The organism is Bacteroides sp. 41_26, from assembly GCF_949740115.1.
GTDB lineage: Bacteria > Bacteroidota > Bacteroidia > Bacteroidales > Bacteroidaceae > Bacteroides > Bacteroides nordii.
The window spans coordinates 1-18,876 of sequence record NZ_CATJGZ010000065.1 but is presented as its reverse complement, the minus strand read 5'-3'; the positions used below and the strand labels follow the sequence as shown (position 1 = coordinate 18,876).

Annotated in this window: 9 protein-coding genes; all 9 read right to left on the bottom strand. The window is 36.4% G+C overall.

Annotation, left to right across the window (positions count from 1 at the left end):
• Positions 1-703: 703 nt before the first annotated feature.
• The gene (locus tag QX565_RS08260) at positions 704-2,533 is read right to left on the bottom strand and encodes a C10 family peptidase (protein WP_354003813.1); all 1,830 of its coding nucleotides are present in this window, start codon (positions 2,531-2,533) and stop codon (positions 704-706) included.
• Positions 2,534-2,635: 102 nt separating this feature from the next.
• Positions 2,636-3,421: a hypothetical protein gene (locus tag QX565_RS08255; RefSeq protein WP_007483983.1), complete on the bottom strand. Its 786-nt coding sequence runs from the start codon at positions 3,419-3,421 to the stop codon at positions 2,636-2,638.
• A gap of 45 nt (positions 3,422-3,466) precedes the next feature.
• The gene (locus QX565_RS08250) at positions 3,467-4,987 is read right to left on the bottom strand and encodes a RagB/SusD family nutrient uptake outer membrane protein (protein ID WP_007483981.1); all 1,521 of its coding nucleotides are present in this window, start codon (positions 4,985-4,987) and stop codon (positions 3,467-3,469) included.
• A 37-nt stretch (positions 4,988-5,024) separates the two neighbouring features.
• On the bottom strand, positions 5,025-7,976 hold the full coding sequence (locus QX565_RS08245; RefSeq protein ID WP_262894122.1) for a SusC/RagA family TonB-linked outer membrane protein: 2,952 nt from the start codon (positions 7,974-7,976) through the stop codon (positions 5,025-5,027).
• A 729-nt stretch (positions 7,977-8,705) separates the two neighbouring features.
• Positions 8,706-10,541, bottom strand: a complete 1,836-nt coding sequence (locus tag QX565_RS08240) for a C10 family peptidase (RefSeq protein WP_007483967.1) — start codon at positions 10,539-10,541, stop codon at positions 8,706-8,708.
• 131 nt (positions 10,542-10,672) lie between these two features.
• Positions 10,673-11,593, bottom strand: a complete 921-nt coding sequence (locus tag QX565_RS08235; RefSeq protein ID WP_007483969.1) for a hypothetical protein — start codon at positions 11,591-11,593, stop codon at positions 10,673-10,675.
• A gap of 35 nt (positions 11,594-11,628) precedes the next feature.
• On the bottom strand, positions 11,629-13,278 hold the full coding sequence (locus QX565_RS08230) for a RagB/SusD family nutrient uptake outer membrane protein (protein WP_007483971.1): 1,650 nt from the start codon (positions 13,276-13,278) through the stop codon (positions 11,629-11,631).
• 24 nt (positions 13,279-13,302) lie between these two features.
• Positions 13,303-16,257: a SusC/RagA family TonB-linked outer membrane protein gene (locus tag QX565_RS08225; RefSeq protein WP_122202409.1), complete on the bottom strand. Its 2,955-nt coding sequence runs from the start codon at positions 16,255-16,257 to the stop codon at positions 13,303-13,305.
• 959 nt (positions 16,258-17,216) lie between these two features.
• Positions 17,217-18,398 carry a site-specific integrase gene (locus QX565_RS08220; RefSeq protein WP_007483977.1) on the bottom strand — a complete coding sequence of 394 codons (1,182 nt, stop codon included), beginning with the start codon at positions 18,396-18,398 and terminating at the stop codon, positions 17,217-17,219.
• Positions 18,399-18,876: the final 478 nt, after the last annotated feature.

Below are 18,876 nucleotides of genomic sequence, written 5' to 3'. Positions count from 1 at the left end.
ATATATATTGTCGTGAAAAAATATAAGTATATATGAGATACCAGTTTGAGATTTAAATATGAGTTTAATCAATTAGTAATCAGATGGAAATAACTCATGCAAGCAATAATTTGAAATACTATTTCCTTGCTTTGCAATTAACAATCTCCAATAATGTCAATCATTATTGCGGTTGTGAGATTATTTTATGATAAAAGAGATTAAGAAAAGATGTTATAATGACATCGATTAAATATGTAATAATATATTATCGAATTAACACCTTTATAATTGCCTTATGATGTGTGTATAAAATATACCGATATTTAATCTACGAGACAAGAATCACAAGCATGATAAAATGTTAACTTGAAATTGCAATTACATTGATTATTACTACTTTTACCCAGTAGTTTATTATAGCATTTGGGATTCAATCATCCATTATAGCAAACATAAGGGACAGCTAAGCTTTGATCAGCCCCTTGTGTTTGTTATAATATATGTTCCGGCTTAGTTACTTTTATTGATTATGGAAATATATTTCTACTAATTCATAAATGATGTTTTATGATCCGTCTACATTCATGTAATTGGATGACAGGACATGGTATGGGTTGTTAACTTCTCCATAGAGTTTTCTCTTGATAAAGAAAACGCGGATACCGATAAAATGAAATACTCTCAAAATTCCGAATGGAATCCAAACAAGTTTTTATTCTGTTTACTTTATTATTACCTTAGCACTACTCATTCCAGCAGATGTGACAACTTGTACAATATATGTCCCACCAATACAATCGGAATATGATAATGTATAATCTACACTTTCAATCCCCTTCTTTTTTTTGATTATTCGCCCCTTCATGTCAACTAAAGAAAACTCAAGGATAGGTATTGGAGATTTTATATAAATAGTTTTAGCCATGTCATTTGCAACAGCAATAAGATTTACATCTGAAAAATCAACGTTTTCAATCACAGAAACAGGCAACTCTTTTACTATAATTTCTGCTATCGTATCTCTATCCCCTCGTACTCTCTTCCATTCATTCCCATCTTGACTTTTATACATCATCCAAATCCGATCGCCCTCTTCAGGAATATTAGCTATTGAACATGAAAATACATTTCCGCTTCCATAGCCTATCTTTAAACCATTCACAGAAACTTCACGAGTAATGAATTCTTTTATGTTCCCATGCTTATCGACTAAAGCCAAAACAATCGCGCCAGAAAAATTGCGTATACCATAATTTATATAAAAACCGGCTTTTACAGTAAATCTAACTCGAGGGATAAAATTCGTCTCTGTAGTCGTCAGCCCGGAAAACATTTCACCAGATTCCGTAAATCCAGACATAAAAGCTAAATTATCACAATAACCGGATCCCTCTTCGCTTTTTTTTACTCCTATAACAGCATCCTGTCCTACAGTGAACCCTCCTCCTGTATTACCTCCTACTCCTTGAGAATCAGGATCCAGTGCCGACAGTGAATAATAACCATTCGCTGTGCCACCCCATCCCCAATTGACGTGGTAATCATTCTGTTTATAACCATCTAACACAAACTGGTGTCCTTCCTCTTTGTTATTACTACCACCATATATGACAAGACGTCCTGCGTTAAGTTCCTTCTTTAAAAGACCATTCCACTCCGCTTCCGTGTACCATTCACGAGATTGCAAAGTCATACTTTTATCATATTTCATATACCGAACCATTCCACTCATTGCCGTTAGGGTTAGAGCTCCGCTTGATCGGGGAGTATAGTCCATCTCCGAGAATACCCCACAGTGATACATTAGTTGTGAAACAGCTTCTGCCTGATCAGCCGAATAATTTCCTTTTTCATATTTATTCAACATATTATCCCAATCATAAACAATATTATAAGTAGCAGAAAGAGTCTGTCTATATTGTTTCGTTGTATACTGAAAAGTCATTCCGCTTCCTTGATCAGGCCATCGATTATATTTCATGACAATAGCCAGGGCTGTTGCTACGCAACCGGTTGGGGCCTGTGTACCGTTTATAGTCGGACACAACAAATTATAAGGTGCTGTCTGATCCCACAAAGCGGTTTCAATCAATACCTCTTCCGAATTCTTTGCTGAATCTATTTCATCCCTTAATCTTTCCCAAGCCCAAATCGTTTCTTCATCAGATACAATATTTTCCTCACGTGCCCAATTAATTTGCTCACGATAATATGCCATCCAGGCTCTTAGATTATCCGGCATATTTTCTACATGGAAACTGTTGACGTAACTATATGCCAATATTGGTTTTATTATATCATCTCCAGAAACAATAACAAACCCATTACCACCAACTTTATTAAATACATAATAAGCCGGAGAGTTATTCATTCGAGTACACACATCTTCACCTGTCCAAATCAAACTTACATCTATTTCATTACTCCTTGTTTGTGTATCGACACCGGTCAAAACAAATTTTGCTATTTTCTCTGCTGTTATCACATCGACATTTTTTGCAAAAAAAGAAAATGGAATACAACAGAACACTAAAAATAAAAAACATTTCATAACTCTTTATTTTTCTAATAATGAAAACTGTGATTATTTATAGAGACAAAAGTCCTCCTACATAAAATGTAAGAGGACCTTAATATTATTCTAAATAATCACTTACCATGTAAATGAGTCATCCTTCCAACCAAAATTACCGGCATCTACATAATAATAATGGTTAAAACATGCCGTTTTCGTAGTTTCTACAAAAAAAGAATAATTAATATCCGGATCCAAATATAAAGATACCATATCGTAAGTAGGATGAATATATCCAGTTACAAAATCATATAAACCATTAGAATTCAATCCACCAAACAATGAAATACTACCATTCTCTGCAACAGAAAATTTGTAATCATAACCTTCGGCAAATAATTCCGGAAATTTATATTTGTTAAATCCTTCCGCTTTATATAATTCTTGTGACCACGAACCAAATAATCCGGATGTAAAAGTTCCAGTTGCAAAAAGTTGCCAATTATAATCTCTATTTATTGTCAAAGTGAATGTTCTGATTTTTCCCTGAATCGGATTTTCCGGAACGTTTAATTTTATAGAGTAATCTTCTCCAACAGCTAATTTGGTTCTATCAAAAGACACTTTTATAGCAGCTTCATAAGCACCATCAGCAAATTCCACATTAGTAGGAACTGTAAATAATCCGCTAACGTCCTCCTTCACCAACGGAATGGTTGCTGCCCCAATAGAATTAGCACGGAGCAGTAACACTTCGAATTCTTCCGGATCATCCGTACCAAATGTATAATTAGCGGAGGCCTCATTAAAAGCGACCTCTGTATTAGTAGCATTGTATATAGTACCATCTGTTGCATTTTGATCACATGCGATCAAAAAGAGCATTATAAAACCAATGGCACCAAAATATTTTATTTTTCTCATAATTTCATACTTTAAAAAATCTCTTATATTAAATATAATATCTCGTTATCTAGGATTTTGATCGGCTATATTTATATTGGTATTACCATCAAACTCTTTTTGAGGGATCAAAGTAACGAACAGGTTGTCGCCAGGTTTTAATGCTTTCTTTGAAGGGTGATTAGTTCCATTATAATTACGATCATAACCTAAGTTTAATCGACAAAGATCAAAAGCACGTCCCATACCTTCACTCCATAGTTCAACACGACGTTGAAATAATATCTCATCCATTAGTGTCATAAATGCTCCGTGAGTATCTGTATTATAAGTTGCTGCATTAGTACGGGCTTCCAATACAGTACCATAATTGGTATCACGCTTATCTCCCAATTCTTTCAACAAATTACGGGTAGTCGGGTAATCATTTTGCCGACATGCAGCTTCGGCTGCGATTAATACCAACTCCTCCGCACGCAAATAAATAACATCTCCCAAATAAGTTGAAAAATCAGAGTAGCGGAACTTAACTTGGCCATAAGGATAATATTTAGAAGTTTCCGGATCTTCCCACCAAGTTCTTTTACGGATATCAGTGTCTGGAATAATTCTCCAAAGCCATGCATCAATACACTGTTGAGCTATTTTGCCATAACCACCCTCCGGGTCCATATGTGACAAAAATGCTCCGTAAGGTCCAGTCTGGTCAGCTATAACCTGGAATCCCCACATAACACTTGGAGCTTTACAATTATTAAACTGGCCAAGATCTGTCATAGAAGCAACTCGGGTCAATCCTGGTTTTTCAAGAGCGGCATTCGCATATTTGGCAGCCGCCACCCAGTCCTCCTGAACTTGAGCAGCCCGTGCCCATAAACCATAAGTAACATAGAGATCGACATTCGTCGGATTCGCCTGTGCTACACCGGCAGCCTCAAATAAATCAACTGCAGTCTGATAATCATTGTTAATTCTTTCAAAAACATTTTCAACAGTTCCACGAGGTTGTCCTACAGTATTAGCAGAAGTAGCCTCCGTGTAAACAGGTACTCCTGGAGTCTGTTTATTCACAGGATAATTTCCCTTACAGAAAAAATGGTACAGACAAAAATAGGCAAAACCTCTGACTGTATACGCTTGTGCCAATACAGACTGCCCTTTTGCACCAAATGATTTTAACTGATCAGCGGCGTCAATTACATAGTTTACCTGTGATATTATGGTATAATAAAAATTCCATTGAGCATATTGACGACCATCAGTTGTTGTCCAGTCACCATCTGTCGAGAATGAATAATCATAGAAAAACCAACCTTGTCCCTGATTAGCCATTAAATGATCCTCTCCTTGAATATCCTTAACCAGAGTCATTGCCATAAGACCAGGATTTTCATGACTCCAATTGCCAGACCAACCATTAATAAATAAACTCCGATAAACTCCGTTCATAGCTACCTGTGCAGCATCGGCATTCCCAAAAATAAGACTTCCGGATACTTTATCCGTAGGATTTGTATCAAGCGCATCGCTGCAAGAGCTAAACGAGCAAATCCCTACTAAAGTCAATATATATAATATTTTTTTCATCTTTGACATTTTTATAGTTTCAATCATTTGATTTACATTAGAATTTCACATCAACACTAAAAGAAATAGTACGTGAAGGAGTGTAAACATACGTAGTACCGCCAGTCATACTATATTGAGGATCCATGCCTTTTAAATGTGTAAATACATATAAATTATCAGCAGTTACTGCAAATCGCAAATTCTGAAAACCTATTCTTTTAACAACTTTTACAGGAAGTGAATATCCCAATGTAATATTCTTAATGGAGAAATAAGAAGCATCAATCAACATATCATCTGTCGAAGCATAATTTTTACCGATTTGATAACGCGGTATATCTGTTACATCTCCCGGTTTCTTCCATGCTCTTTCCAAGTTGATATGTTTAGCTTGTCCTGCATAATAAAAGCTCATAAGATTTTGATAAACACCATCAATCATCTCTCCACCAATAGAGTAATTGGTTGCAATTGACAGGTCAAAACCTTTATATTGCAATTGCGTACTAATAGATCCAAATAAATCCGGAATTCTACTACCGGCAACAACGCGAGAAGCTTGAGCATAAGTTTCATTTGTCGTGATATAAGGTTCAACGGTATTGCCTTTACCATCAACCGTAGCCCAATAAAGTTGATCACCCGTCATCGGATCAACACCTGCTGAACGAGAAACATAATAAGAATAGATAGGCTCACCTTCACGAATAATCTGACTACCGCTAAGTATGTCTTTTCCGTCATCCGTCAATTTCAACACTTTGTTTTTTAATGTGGAAGCCATAACCGTCAAATCCCACTGAAAGTCATTGGTTTTTATTAAACGCCCTGTTATACTTGCTTCAAAACCACTATTTCTCATGCTACCCGAATTTCTGTAATATCCCTCAAAACCGGATGACATCGGAAGAGGATAGTAAAGTAACATGTCTGTAGTTTTACGTGTATACCATTCGAGTCCCACTTGCAATCTTTGATCCCAAAAAGCAGCTTCCACACCAATGTTAAAATTATGATTGTTTTCCCAAGAAACTTCTTTATTGGCCACAGAACTTACAATTGCCCCCGACTCACTACCATTAGAATAGCTTAGGTCATAAAGAGACTGCCATGCATAAAAATTACTATAGCCATCAGCATCCAGAAGTCCATCATTACCTTGCACACCATAACTCGCTTTTACAGAAAGATTATTCAACCAAGTGAAATCTTTCATGAACTCTTCCTCTGAGATACGATAATTAGCACCAACTGACCAAAAATCTCCCCAACGATTATCTTTATAGAAACGTGAAGAGCCATCACGGCGATAACTGCCAGATAGATAATATTTATCCGCATAATTATAGTTTATACGTCCAAAATATGACTCAATACGATACTGTTTACTTGCCCCACTTGTGCTGTAAACTGTTGAAGCAGCATCCAATTCATAAAGCCCTCCAAAAGGGAAACCGGTTTTTGTTCCACTTAAAGTATTACTCTCATATGCATACCATTCATGAGCAACTAAAATATCAAAATTATGCTTATCAAAACCTCTGTTGTATGTTAATATCTGATTGAAGGTATATCCTAACGAATTAGAGTTCTGCTTAATAGCGCGCCCTTTGGAAGTAGCCGCATTTCCAAAAAACGGATTATAATAAACCAAAGCATTTGCATTGTAGTAATCAAGACCAAAATTAAATGATAATTTGAGACCTTGAGCCCATCCATCCTTTAAATCACCAAAATCTAAATGAGTACGTGCTGACAAATTATCTGCAACTGTACTGTATTTATCATCATATAATGTAGCGACAGAGTTAAAGTTCTGCTGCTGTCCGGTAGGACGGTTATCACCATAGTCAAACTGTTTATTTCCGTCGGCATCCAAAATAAATGCTCCACCGTTATTCTTATCTCTCAGATACACGGGAAAAATAGGTCCCATAAGAGAAGCTGAGTACCATACATTACTGGAAGAACTTGTAGCGGTTGCTGCGGTATTAGATATGTTACGTGCAAAATTTGCCCCCAAACCTGCACTTAACCATTCGACAGGTTTAGTTTCAATATTAGTTCTCCCTGAATAACGTTGAAAGTTTGTTGTTTTTAATATCCCATCTTCATTTACATATCCCAGTGAGAACATATATTGTGTTTTTTCCGTACCTCCGTTCAAATTGAAAGTATATTCATGACGCAATGCATTATTACGAGTTACCTCATCCATCCAATCGTCTTCCCACATTAAGGTAGCATCATTACGTATTTTACCTGTATTAATATCAATCAAATCAGAAATAGCATAGTTAAAAGGATTATATTGTTCTTTTTCTCCAAATATTTTAGTTGCGCCAGAAGCCATTTCTTGCAAAGCAGCCATTCCCGCTTGTCCAGATGGAGTTCCGTCCGCTATTTGTTGATTGTAAAAAGCCGAATATAAAGCTTCAACATATTGTTTGGAATCCATTGTTTCATATCTGGGAAGCGACCGACTCGATAAGCCGACAGAAGCTTTGAAATTAACTTCCGTCTTACCTTTTACACCTTTTTTGGTCGTTATCATAATAACTCCATTCGCTCCACGTGAACCATATAATGCAGCAGCAGAAGCATCCTTCAAAATAGTAATATTTTCGATATCATCAGGACTAATAGCCGCAATAGAACCGTCATACGGTATACCATCCACTACATAAAGAGGGGTTTTACTAGCATTGATAGATCCCATACCACGAATATAAATAGAAGATGAAGAACCCGGCTGTCCACTACCCGTTGTTGCTTGAACACCTGGTGCTAATCCGTCAATTGCTTTTGTCACATTGGACATCTGACGTTTTTTTAATTCACCCGATTTTACTGTTGCGGCAGAACCGGTAAATGATGTTTTTTTTGCAGTACCGTAAGCTACTACCATCACTTCATCAATTGCCTGTGCGTCAGATTTTAATATTACTTTTACAGTTGGTTTAATAACCACCTCTTGCGTCTGCATTCCGATGTAAGAAATCTGCAAAGTCTTTGCAGAACTATACAATACTTAATTTGTTTATTTTCAGAACATTATGCATCTTATATGAACTGCGTTGTATCAATTCAATATGAATATAATACGTTGGTTATAAGAAATATACAATATTAGACTGACAAAAAAGAATATATATGTGATACTTAAATGTTATCTGAAATATAGTATAACAACTTGATAGCCATTATATTGAAATATTTATGACTCATTGTAGAGCTACTATTTTCTCTACTACACGCATATTTAGATGCCCAAAAAGCAAGTATTATTGTGGTAGCAATACTTTTAATAGTAGCAAATAAGAAGTCCATCAACTATATTCCTATGCTTTGTTTATGTAACTATTTATGAGTAAAGAACGGATTCGGTAGAGATAAGAAAAAATGCTTGGCGAGGTAAAAACAAACAACAATTTGCCTGTTTTATAAATATTTGTTAATCAATTTGTTACGTATTATACTTTTTTCTCTACGGAGATTGACTCGATTCTCTACGATGATCGGTCCGATTCTCTACGAAGAACGCATTGATTCTCTACGAGCAAAGCACTGATAGTTTCTAAGATTTGACAAAGATGATAATAAGTGATGATAATTATTGCTTTTATGTCATAAATATGTTGAGTAATATTACGAGAAAAACCGGTAAATACGAAAGCAGTAGATGCCCAATTTACCGGTTTGAAACACTTCAATAAGTATTCTTCTTAATGATGTATCATTTCTTTATGAATTTATTACTGATAACTCCTTCTGTAGTAAGAACCTTTAGTATATAAATACCAGGAGTATAACTCTCGCAGGAGAAAGTAAATTGTTTTAGTTGAGGACATTCTATCTTTTCCAACAAACGTCCTTCCATATCATAGACTGTAAGCATTTTCATTGTTACAGGAGATTTTACGGTAATTTGATTATTGTTATTCAAAACAATAATATCCAATGCACTATCCTGTTCTATGCTATTCAATCCTGTTACCTCTTTTCTGACAATGATTTCAGTAGTTACATCTCGCCCACCTTTCACCTTATCCCAGGTACTGACATCATTGGCTTTATACATTAACCAGATTCGATCACCCGGTTCAGGAGTTTGAGTAATAATACAACGAAGTCCGATTCCGGAACCCGATATACTTCCGTTACTATTCATTGCTTCCAGTTTGGAAAATGTATACTCATTAGATATAAATTCCTTCACATTTCCAGCTTTATCTACCAGCGCCAAAGCTGCTACTCCTGTGAAATTACGAATACCATAATTTGCTATGAATGCAGCAGTTACATCAAAACTTGTTCCAGGAAGAAAATCTGTTTCTGTAGTGGATAATCCCGAATAAGTAACTCCCCCTGAAGTACCTTTGAAGAAAGCTAACATATCACGGTAACTTGAACCGATTTCAGCTTTTTTTATACCAACGATTGCATTTTGACCAATGGAGAATCCTCCTCCTGTATTTCCTCCGATGCCTTGTTGGTCGGGTTCCAGGGTAGACAATAAATAGTACCCATTAGCCATGCCGCCCCATCCCCAATTGACATGATATCTATCGGCTCTATATCCATCGAAAACAAATTGGTGTCCTTCCTGCTTCGCGTTACTACCTCCATAGATGACAAGGCGTCCGGCATTCAACTCATTTTTCAAAATTTCATCCCACTCATCATTGGTATACCATTCCCGTTCTAATACAGCCAGACTTTTATCATATTTCATGTAGTCTACCATTCCCCGGGCAGCTATCGGGGTATAAGCTCCGCTCTCTTGTGGGGTATAATTCATTTGAGAAAGCACACCGCAATGATACATCAATCGCCCTACCGCATTGGCTTGTGTTGCCGTATAGCTACCTTCCAGGTAAACATCAGGCATATCGTCCCAGGCATAAACCTTGTCATAAGTGACAGAAAGAGTTCTTTGATAAGTCCGTGTAGTATAGGTACAGGTTGCTCCACTTCCCTGATCGGGCCAGCGGTTGTATTTCATTGTAATAGCTAAAGCTGTTGCTACACAACCCGTAGGGGCAATTACATTATCTATATTAGGACACAACTTATTATAAGGAGCATCTTGATTCCAAAGGGCTGTTGATAGCAATACTTCTCCCTCTGTATCATCTGAAAATGTTCCCCGCTGCAACTGATCCCAAAGGGCTGTAATTGATCTGGAAGGCACAATATCTTGCTCTTTAGCCCAATTAATTTGTTCACGATAATACCCCATCCAGTCTCGCAGGCTGGAAGGCATATTTTCTACTTCAAACTTCCCGGTATAACTATAGGCCAATACCGGAGTTACTGCATCGTCGCCCGCAATGATAATAAAACCTCCTTCGGAAGTACGATTAAAAACATAGAAAGCAGGGGCGATATTGGTACGCGTTTGTACATCTTCGCCATTCCATACATATTCCAGACCTGTTTCTGCAGAACGGGTTGTTACCCGGCCTCCAAAGAAATTTCGGGCTAATTGTTCTGCTTGTGATATTGTTACATTATCTCCCCACAAGAAAGAGGAGAAAAATAAAAAAAGCCAAAACAGATTACGTTTCATAAATATATTTTTTAATAAAATGGTTGCAATATCTGACAACGTTCAATTTTTAAATAAAAAATCCCCTTACTTTTTCTTGGAGCAAGGGGATTTCATTCTATCATAGCTCAGCTATTGTATAGCTTCTTTTGTTACTGAAGACTTGCTTTATAAGCATCAATACTGAGGTAGAGTTTCGTTTCATTCTTGCCGGCCGGAGATGCCCCGTCATTATCCTGAATAAAGAGAGAGTTGAGCGGGAAAGTTATTACGTCACCTGTAATTGTACCTAATGGGTAGGTCTTTATATCATTCGACAAGTTTCCGTAAACACTTCCGATAACCATTTCTCCATAATTCAGATCCAAGCCCGTTTTTGCAACTTGCATAGATACTCCGTCAATCGTTGATGTCAATACAAACAAACGATCCCCTAAGAAAGTTTCGTTATAAGGATACCCATCATAAATAACAGGATCTTTACTTATATAGTTCTCAGCAGGTGCATAAGCATTATAGAAACGATATTTTATTGAACTACCTAAATCAGCCTTTTCTATTTCAAGTCCTACTGCCATAGGGCTCACTCCAAAGAATGTTGAAACGGTACCATCAATATAAACTCCCATACCAATGTTTTCCCATTTGATGCGTTGCATAACAGTTCTGGATAAACTTGCTCCCTTATATGGGTTAATATATTCAGAATCAAAAGTTATCTCAAAGCTGTATTCTGTTCCCATTTCTGCATTTGGGAAAGTTACTTCCAACGTTGTTTCAGATTCACCGGCAGCAAAAGAAACAGATTCAGGGATTACAAAAATATTGTCTGAATTAGATAGTACTTTCACCGGTACAGTAACTGCTGCATCGGACTTGTCACGACCTACTGTCAGGGTTATTGACGTTATAGCCGGATCAAGTTCATAATTATAAGTATTGGTTTCAGAGAAATATGCGCCAACACAGTCCGGACTTACCGTTGGAGACGGGTCTCTCTCTACACTGTCAGAGCAAGCGCCAAGAGCCCAAGATAGAACTCCGAATATTGCTATTTTGATATATTTTTTCATATTCTTCTACATTATTAAAAAATCGATGATTATTATCAGTCTGTTACGCCATCTTTCAATCCGGCACCATCTCCTGGCTGAGGTTGACGGCCGTCATTATTATTCGCAGACAAAGGAATACCAGCATTACTGTTAGTTTCGTCTTGTGGTATACGCATCAGTAACCAACCGTCATTGGATGCCATATTGAATGCAAAGTTATTGGGAAAGTTTGTAGTTACTGCACTGCTAACGCGTACAATATTCTTACCTAAACGCATGATATCAGCCATAGAGAATCCTTCACCCCAAAGCTCTACGCGACGCTGGAACCAAACTTCATTCTGGAAAGCAGTTGCATCTGCAGCAGTACATACATAATTAGGATCACGTTCAGCCTTTACAAAATTTTCCAGAATTGTTTTACCTCCGGGCAGGTCCCCTGCCATGGCTGTAGCCTCTGCCTGAATCAATAACATCTCTTCATAACGCATCATGCACCAGTCGCCGGCATTCTTGTCATTACCCACTCCACCATATTGCGCAAACTTTACATTAGTATAAGGAATGAACGGAACTTTTACATCCGGAATAGCCAGCGTGGCTATTTCATCGCCAATAGCATCTCCCCAGTTCAAACTGGCCAGATTATCTGAATGCAGATTTTCGTCTACCCACCAGCCTTTACGTACATCAGTATGTGATATTTTTCTGTACAACAAGTTGTTAATAGCTTTATAGCATCCCTGTCCGGTAGCATAACCTTTGGCCGAGAAAGAACTGTATGCTCCTGGCCAGCTTGTGAGCTGACGGAGAATATTGGTTTCTGTTATAATAGCTGCCCATATCCAGTTGGGATCCTTGTGATCAATAAATGCAGGCTTTGAAACATCTTCACGGCTGTAAGGAGTGTAACCTTTCATAGCTTCTTTCGCATCAGATGCAGCGTCAGCCCAATTCTCCATATATAAATTAGCGCGTGCACGAAGACCGTAAGCAACATTCAAATCCACTTCCGATTTTGAAGAACGGGTATAGTTCAGATCCTTCAAGATATTAATAGCATCTGTTAAGTCATCCATGATTAACTTGTAGGCTGCCTCTGCAGTTGCACGTGGGTTGCTGGAAGGGTCTCCTTCCATAACATCAGTTACCAATGGAACTGTTGGTTTATCTTCATTCCCTTTATATTTAAATTGGAAATAAGGAACTAAACATAAGTAGTCGAATGCACGGACTGCTTTAGCCTGTGCTTTGTAACGAAGCAATGTTGTATTCTCTGTATCAGCAGGAATAGATTTCAATATATCATTTGCCTGCTTTATTTGATTGTAGAACAAAGCCCAGCGCATATATGGATTGGCATATGTATCACTACGATCAGAAAACTCGCTACATGTACTAAACCAGTTATAGTCCGAGTTACTTGCCACCATATCCGGTCCGTTCAAATCTTGAGAAAGACATACTGCCGGATAACCAAAGTCATCATCACGTGCAGAAGTGAATACATTTTTATAAGCAGCCGCTATACTTGAAAACATACCGGTTACATCGGCTTGCAGGCGTTCGGGAATCATCTCAACAACTTCCTGCTTCTGCTCAGTTGTAAATGTTCCGCCTTCGGGGATAGTATCAAGATCAGCACAGGACGCGATCATTGTACCTCCTAAGATAAGGACTAAATATTTATTTGTCATTTTCATAATTTCATTGTTTAGTTATTAACATTAGAATTTCAAAGTAATACCACCGGAAATGGTTCTCAAAGCTGAATAATTAAAACTACCAGAAGTAGTAGAGCTACCCAATCCCCAGTATTGACGTGGATCGAGACCTTTTCTTGCAGAAATAACAGCTAAATTCTCGCCGGCAACATACAGACGTAAACTTGAAACGCCCAATGTGTTCAACCAACGTTTAGGGAAAGTATATCCTAACATTACACTATTCAGGCTTAAATAATCCGAGCTGGTCAGGAATCTTGACGATTGCTTTTGATTGGTATTATCTGAAGCACAGAGGCGTGGATAATTTGAATTTGGATTTTCCGGTGTCCATGCCTTCAATACATCCTTGTGGAAGTTTGTTCCTGCCATATCACCACGATGCATCAATGCCTCGTAAGTTCCATCGTACAATTTACCGCCAAGCTGGTAGGAGAACTGAACAGAGAAATCTACACCATAAGCATTCAATTGCGTACCAAAACCACCATATACTTTAGCTAAAGTGCTTCCTAAGTCAGATTGCTTTGCTTTTGAATAATCATTTGTAGTTGTATAATCACCATTGTCAGGATCTACATAATACAACGCCTGGCCATCATTAGGATCTACACCTGCATATACGGGTAAATAGGAGTTATATAAAGAACCGCCAACACGATAAATAGCATTACTGTATTTTATACCACCGTTTCTTTTAGCAGACTCGGCAAGATCAGTTATTTTGTTTTTGTAATGAGTTGCATTGATGTTAGCAAGCCATTCTATATTATTATTTTTATAAAGAACTCCATTCAAGTCAACTTCAATACCTTGATTAACGATAGAACCAACGTTCATCGGAATAGTCGCATATCCCATAGAGATAGGTACCGGCTGATTGTAGAGCAAATCAACTGTTTTACGATTAAAATATTCTACCGTACCATTCAAGCGGTTACCCAAAAGTTCGAAATCAAAACCAGTATTGAATGCATATGAAGTTTCCCAAGTAATGTCTTTGTTTCCTTTATAGCTAAATGAAACAGCAAAATCTCCATTACTATTGGTTACTGAATATTGATCGGCATATGCATAGTAATTTCCTAAATTATCATTACCCTGAATACCATAACTTGCTTTAAATTTCAGCATATCTATCCAACTCACATTGCTCATAAAGTTCTCTTTATTGATGAGCCATGCAAGACCCACACTACCAAAGTTACCCCAACGATTGTCCGGATGGAAACGGGAAGAAGCATCACGACGATAAGAGGCACTAACAAAGTACTTTTCATCATAATCATACTGAATACGAGCTAAGTAACCCATAGTGGTGTATTCATTGGTAAAAGAGGCTACACGAGGAGGAGATGCAATTGCATTATTCAATTCACCGATAGTCGGATTATAGATTTTCGTATTACTACCTTGTAACTCTTGGAGTTTCAGATTGTAAGATTCATAACCCGCCAAAACGTCAAAGTTGTGCAGATCTGCAAAAGTTCTTTTATAAGAAGCTAAATACTGTTGATTGATTGCAAATTCACGGTAATGAGCCACATAAACAGCTCCACCACTACTTACACTTGAACCATAGAACGGATTTGATAACTCGTTACTACGCTGGTTACGTACGTTTGCACCAATATTAGCCGTGATAGATAAGCCCTCGATCGGGGTTAATATTGCATACCATTTGCTGTTTATTACGTCAGTATAAGCATTTTGCTTATCCAGATCCAGTGTACCCAATGGATTACCAGACATACTTGGACGCACAAAATTGGTAGAAGAGCCAAAGTCATAAACAGTTAATCCACGATGATCTACCTGGATACTTCCATCTGCGTTACGTACGTATACGGGATAAATAGGAGCAATCATATTAGAAAGCTGGAATAAGTTACCACTTGATCCCCATGTAGTCTGTCCGGAAGGTGATTGTATATTATAATAAGTGTATGCTACATTGGCACCAACTTTCAACCATTTTTTTGCCTGATAATCTGCTTTTGCACGTCCAGTGAAACGGGTAAAGCCTGAACCTGGGATAATACCGGAATCATCCAGATAACCGGCAGACATATAATAATTCAACTTATCCGATGCACCTGCAACAGACACATTGTATTCCTGTCGAAGGTTTGAATTACCGAAAGCTTCATCATACCAATCATCCGGTCTATAATAATACGTTCCGTCCGAATAACCCAAAGTTGCATTCGGATTAAGTTTAAAGTTTGTACCAATCAGTTTTTCTCCATCCGGAACGGTATACACCAAATAGCCCAAACCACCATTCTTATCATCAAGCAATGCCGCATCGGCATGTGCATAACCTTCAGTTGCACTACCACCATTATATACTTTTGAATTATACAATGCACGATACATTGTTTCATAATACATAGCCGGGTCACTCATTACATCATAATTAGGAACCGCACGGCGGTTGGAACCCCATTTGGCATCGACTGTAATAACCGCTTCCTTGGAATCAGCCTTTTTGGTTGTAATCAAAATAACACCGTTAGCACCACGTGCACCATAGATCGCATTTGCAGCAGCATCTTTCAGTACAGTCATGCTTTCGATATCTTGTGGATTGATAGAAGAAATACTCCCGTCAAAAGGAATTCCATCTACTACATACAATGGAGAGTTACTTGCACTCATAGAACCAATACCACGGATACGAACAGTTGCAGCACTACCCGGCTGACCATTACTTGAAGTGGTTTGTACTCCAGAAACCTGACCAGCCAATGCATTCGTAACATTTGAAACAGAACGTTCAGCCAGTTTATCAGCTTTCACAGTAGATGCAGATCCGGTAAAAGATGATTTTTTCGCTGTACCATATGCTACTACCATTACTTCATCAATCATCTGTGAATCCGACTTCAGGAATATTCTCAGAGAGGGTTTAATTGCGACCTCTTGTGTTTGCATACCAATAAACGAAATCTGCAAAGTTTTTGCAGAACTAAATATTTTATAATCATCTTATTATAAGATGATTATAAAATATACTTAGGACTTGGCTTTATTAAATCAAATACATACATATATCGTTGATAATCAGAAATATATAAGTTTTAAATATCACCTTTTATCATCTATTTGAAATACTAATTTATTATCAAATTATGAATTTAATAATTTGATATACAAGTACAAATATTCAATACACAATATTGTCTGAGATACTATTATAGTACTTTACAGTTATAAAATTCACTTAAGGTTAATTTTTATTGTACTCATAACATGTTTATTTGCAGTAAATTATAAAAGCATTATAATAATGTAAGTTTCTTAATTCATGTAAGGATATATTGATTCAGTGAAGACATTTCCGCTCACTTATTGATTAACATTGTTAATCAATATTTTAAAGCATATTGCATAAAGTAGCAAACTATGCATTGTTTTATCATATAACAATGCATAGTTTTGTGTAGAAAAGTACGTATTTAAAGCATTATTAAATACGTACTTTTGATATGAATATAATACATTGTTTTCAGAGTGCTGATAACTATGTGTACAACCCATTTTTATATATTGGACACTGCATCTTACTCTATTTTATTAAGTTCAAAACAGTAAGATAAACGTTATTTTGATAAGCTTCTCATATTGAAAAGAAACAGGCATATAAAAAGTTAAAATATTTTTTGCACAAAGCCCTATACATACAGCATAGTTTCTTTATAAGGAAGTTTTTGATTCTCGGGAAGTGAGATTTAGTTTTTCGTAGAGAGTCGTGGTGTTTCTCATAAAGTGACTGCACTGTGTTGCCAACGTTTAACTATTGAAACAGTAATATTTATCTTTGCACAAATATCTGTTGACTGTTTCGTAACCAATGAACGCCTTTTATCTAAATAACTGTTTACTTAAAACGTCATCTTATACCCCATACATTCTCATAATGGAGAACGTTTTGTACTCTTAGCTTTCTCCAGATCCCTCACAATCGTCATATCCATAACATTTGTATAGACTTGGGTAGTCTTAACACTTTTGTGGCCTAATAATTTCTGGACAGTTGTAATATTTACTCCATTGTATATTAATAAAGTAGCATTCGTATGTCTGGCTGTATGAAAAGATACTTTTTTGTTTATCTCTGCCAGCCTTGATATAATAAGTAATTCCTTATTCACATTTGAATTATCTCTGAGTTTAAAAAAATCAGAAAGATTATCCTGATATTTATTCAGAATCTGAAGTCCTTTGCCTTTAAATAACAGATATAAGGGAAGTCGTACTTCTATACGAGTTTTGATTGTCTTATATATAAGCCAGGTATCTTTTTGTATTTTTACAATGTTTTCAGCAGTCAAATTTACAAAATCGGAATATCTCATTCCAGCATAACAGCAAAACAGAAAAGCGTCTTTTGTTTTTTCCAATCGCTCATATTTATCTCCCAAGTTTAATTTTTCAATCTTGTAAAGTTCATCTGGCGATAAATGAGTATGTTTATTTTCCACACTCTTTATTTTATATTTTCTGAAAGCGTATTTTTGTACCTCCATATATTCTTTATTTATAGCTACATTAATGTGCCTCTTCAGATGCTTCATGTGCTTAGCTATTGTATTTACATGGTATCCCTTGCTTTGTAAATACTGATCAAAAGAAGATATAAATTCGAAAGTTAATTCTGTGAATGAGATGTCCTTTTTATACTTTCTCAATAGTTCAAGCGTCGAAAGATGATTCTGTTTAGTACTTTCTTTCAATCGGGAGTTTAGAATTTCTTTACGAAAAAAAGCAAGAAAAGATTCTTCTTCTCCTGGTGAGGTTACTAATGCATCTTTTAGGGCATCCAATGATATTGATTTGTTTTGTTGCCACATGCCTAACTCTTTTTTCTCTATTTCGGCCATGTATTCATAAATCATTCGGTTAAGTGCTTCTGCATTCGGATGATTCCGAACCCTTCTCCTTTTAGCGTCCCACTGATCCGGTTTTAAATAAACCTTAGTTGAGAAGTATTTTTTCTTTCTATTCAGATAAGCTTCTATCTGAACTAATGCCATTCCCCTCTTATTTAGGTTTTTCTTTCTGTTAAACACTAAATTGTAGATAATTTTCTCCATAAATTTGATTTTGTATTAATACTATAAACAAATAAGACGTATATATGTGCAATATAAGAACTGAATAAGTTTTAATATCTGCTAAAAGCCAGCAAAGCCAGTTAGATAATTATCTATGGTCGTTTAAAAAAAATGCGGAATTTTTGTTTATAAAGCTTTCTCTTCGATCAAAAAGGATTCTTTTTAGCTAAATTTAGTGGTAAATAACAGAAAATATACAGTTAGAACGTACTTTTTGTCAGTGCAACATGTTAGTTATAGGTGTGCTATTTAGGTTTTTTAAGCCGTGATTATATGCTGTTAAGCATTATTTTGCGCGCTTTGATAACAATTTGTTATTAACACATGGTTTTTTTACAAAAACAATTGCTTGTTTCATATTTATTAATATATTTGCATTTTGTTAGAGTAAAGAAACAATTAATGTAAAGTTAAACTTTAAGAGAGAATTTATGAAAAGAAAATTAATGCTGTTATT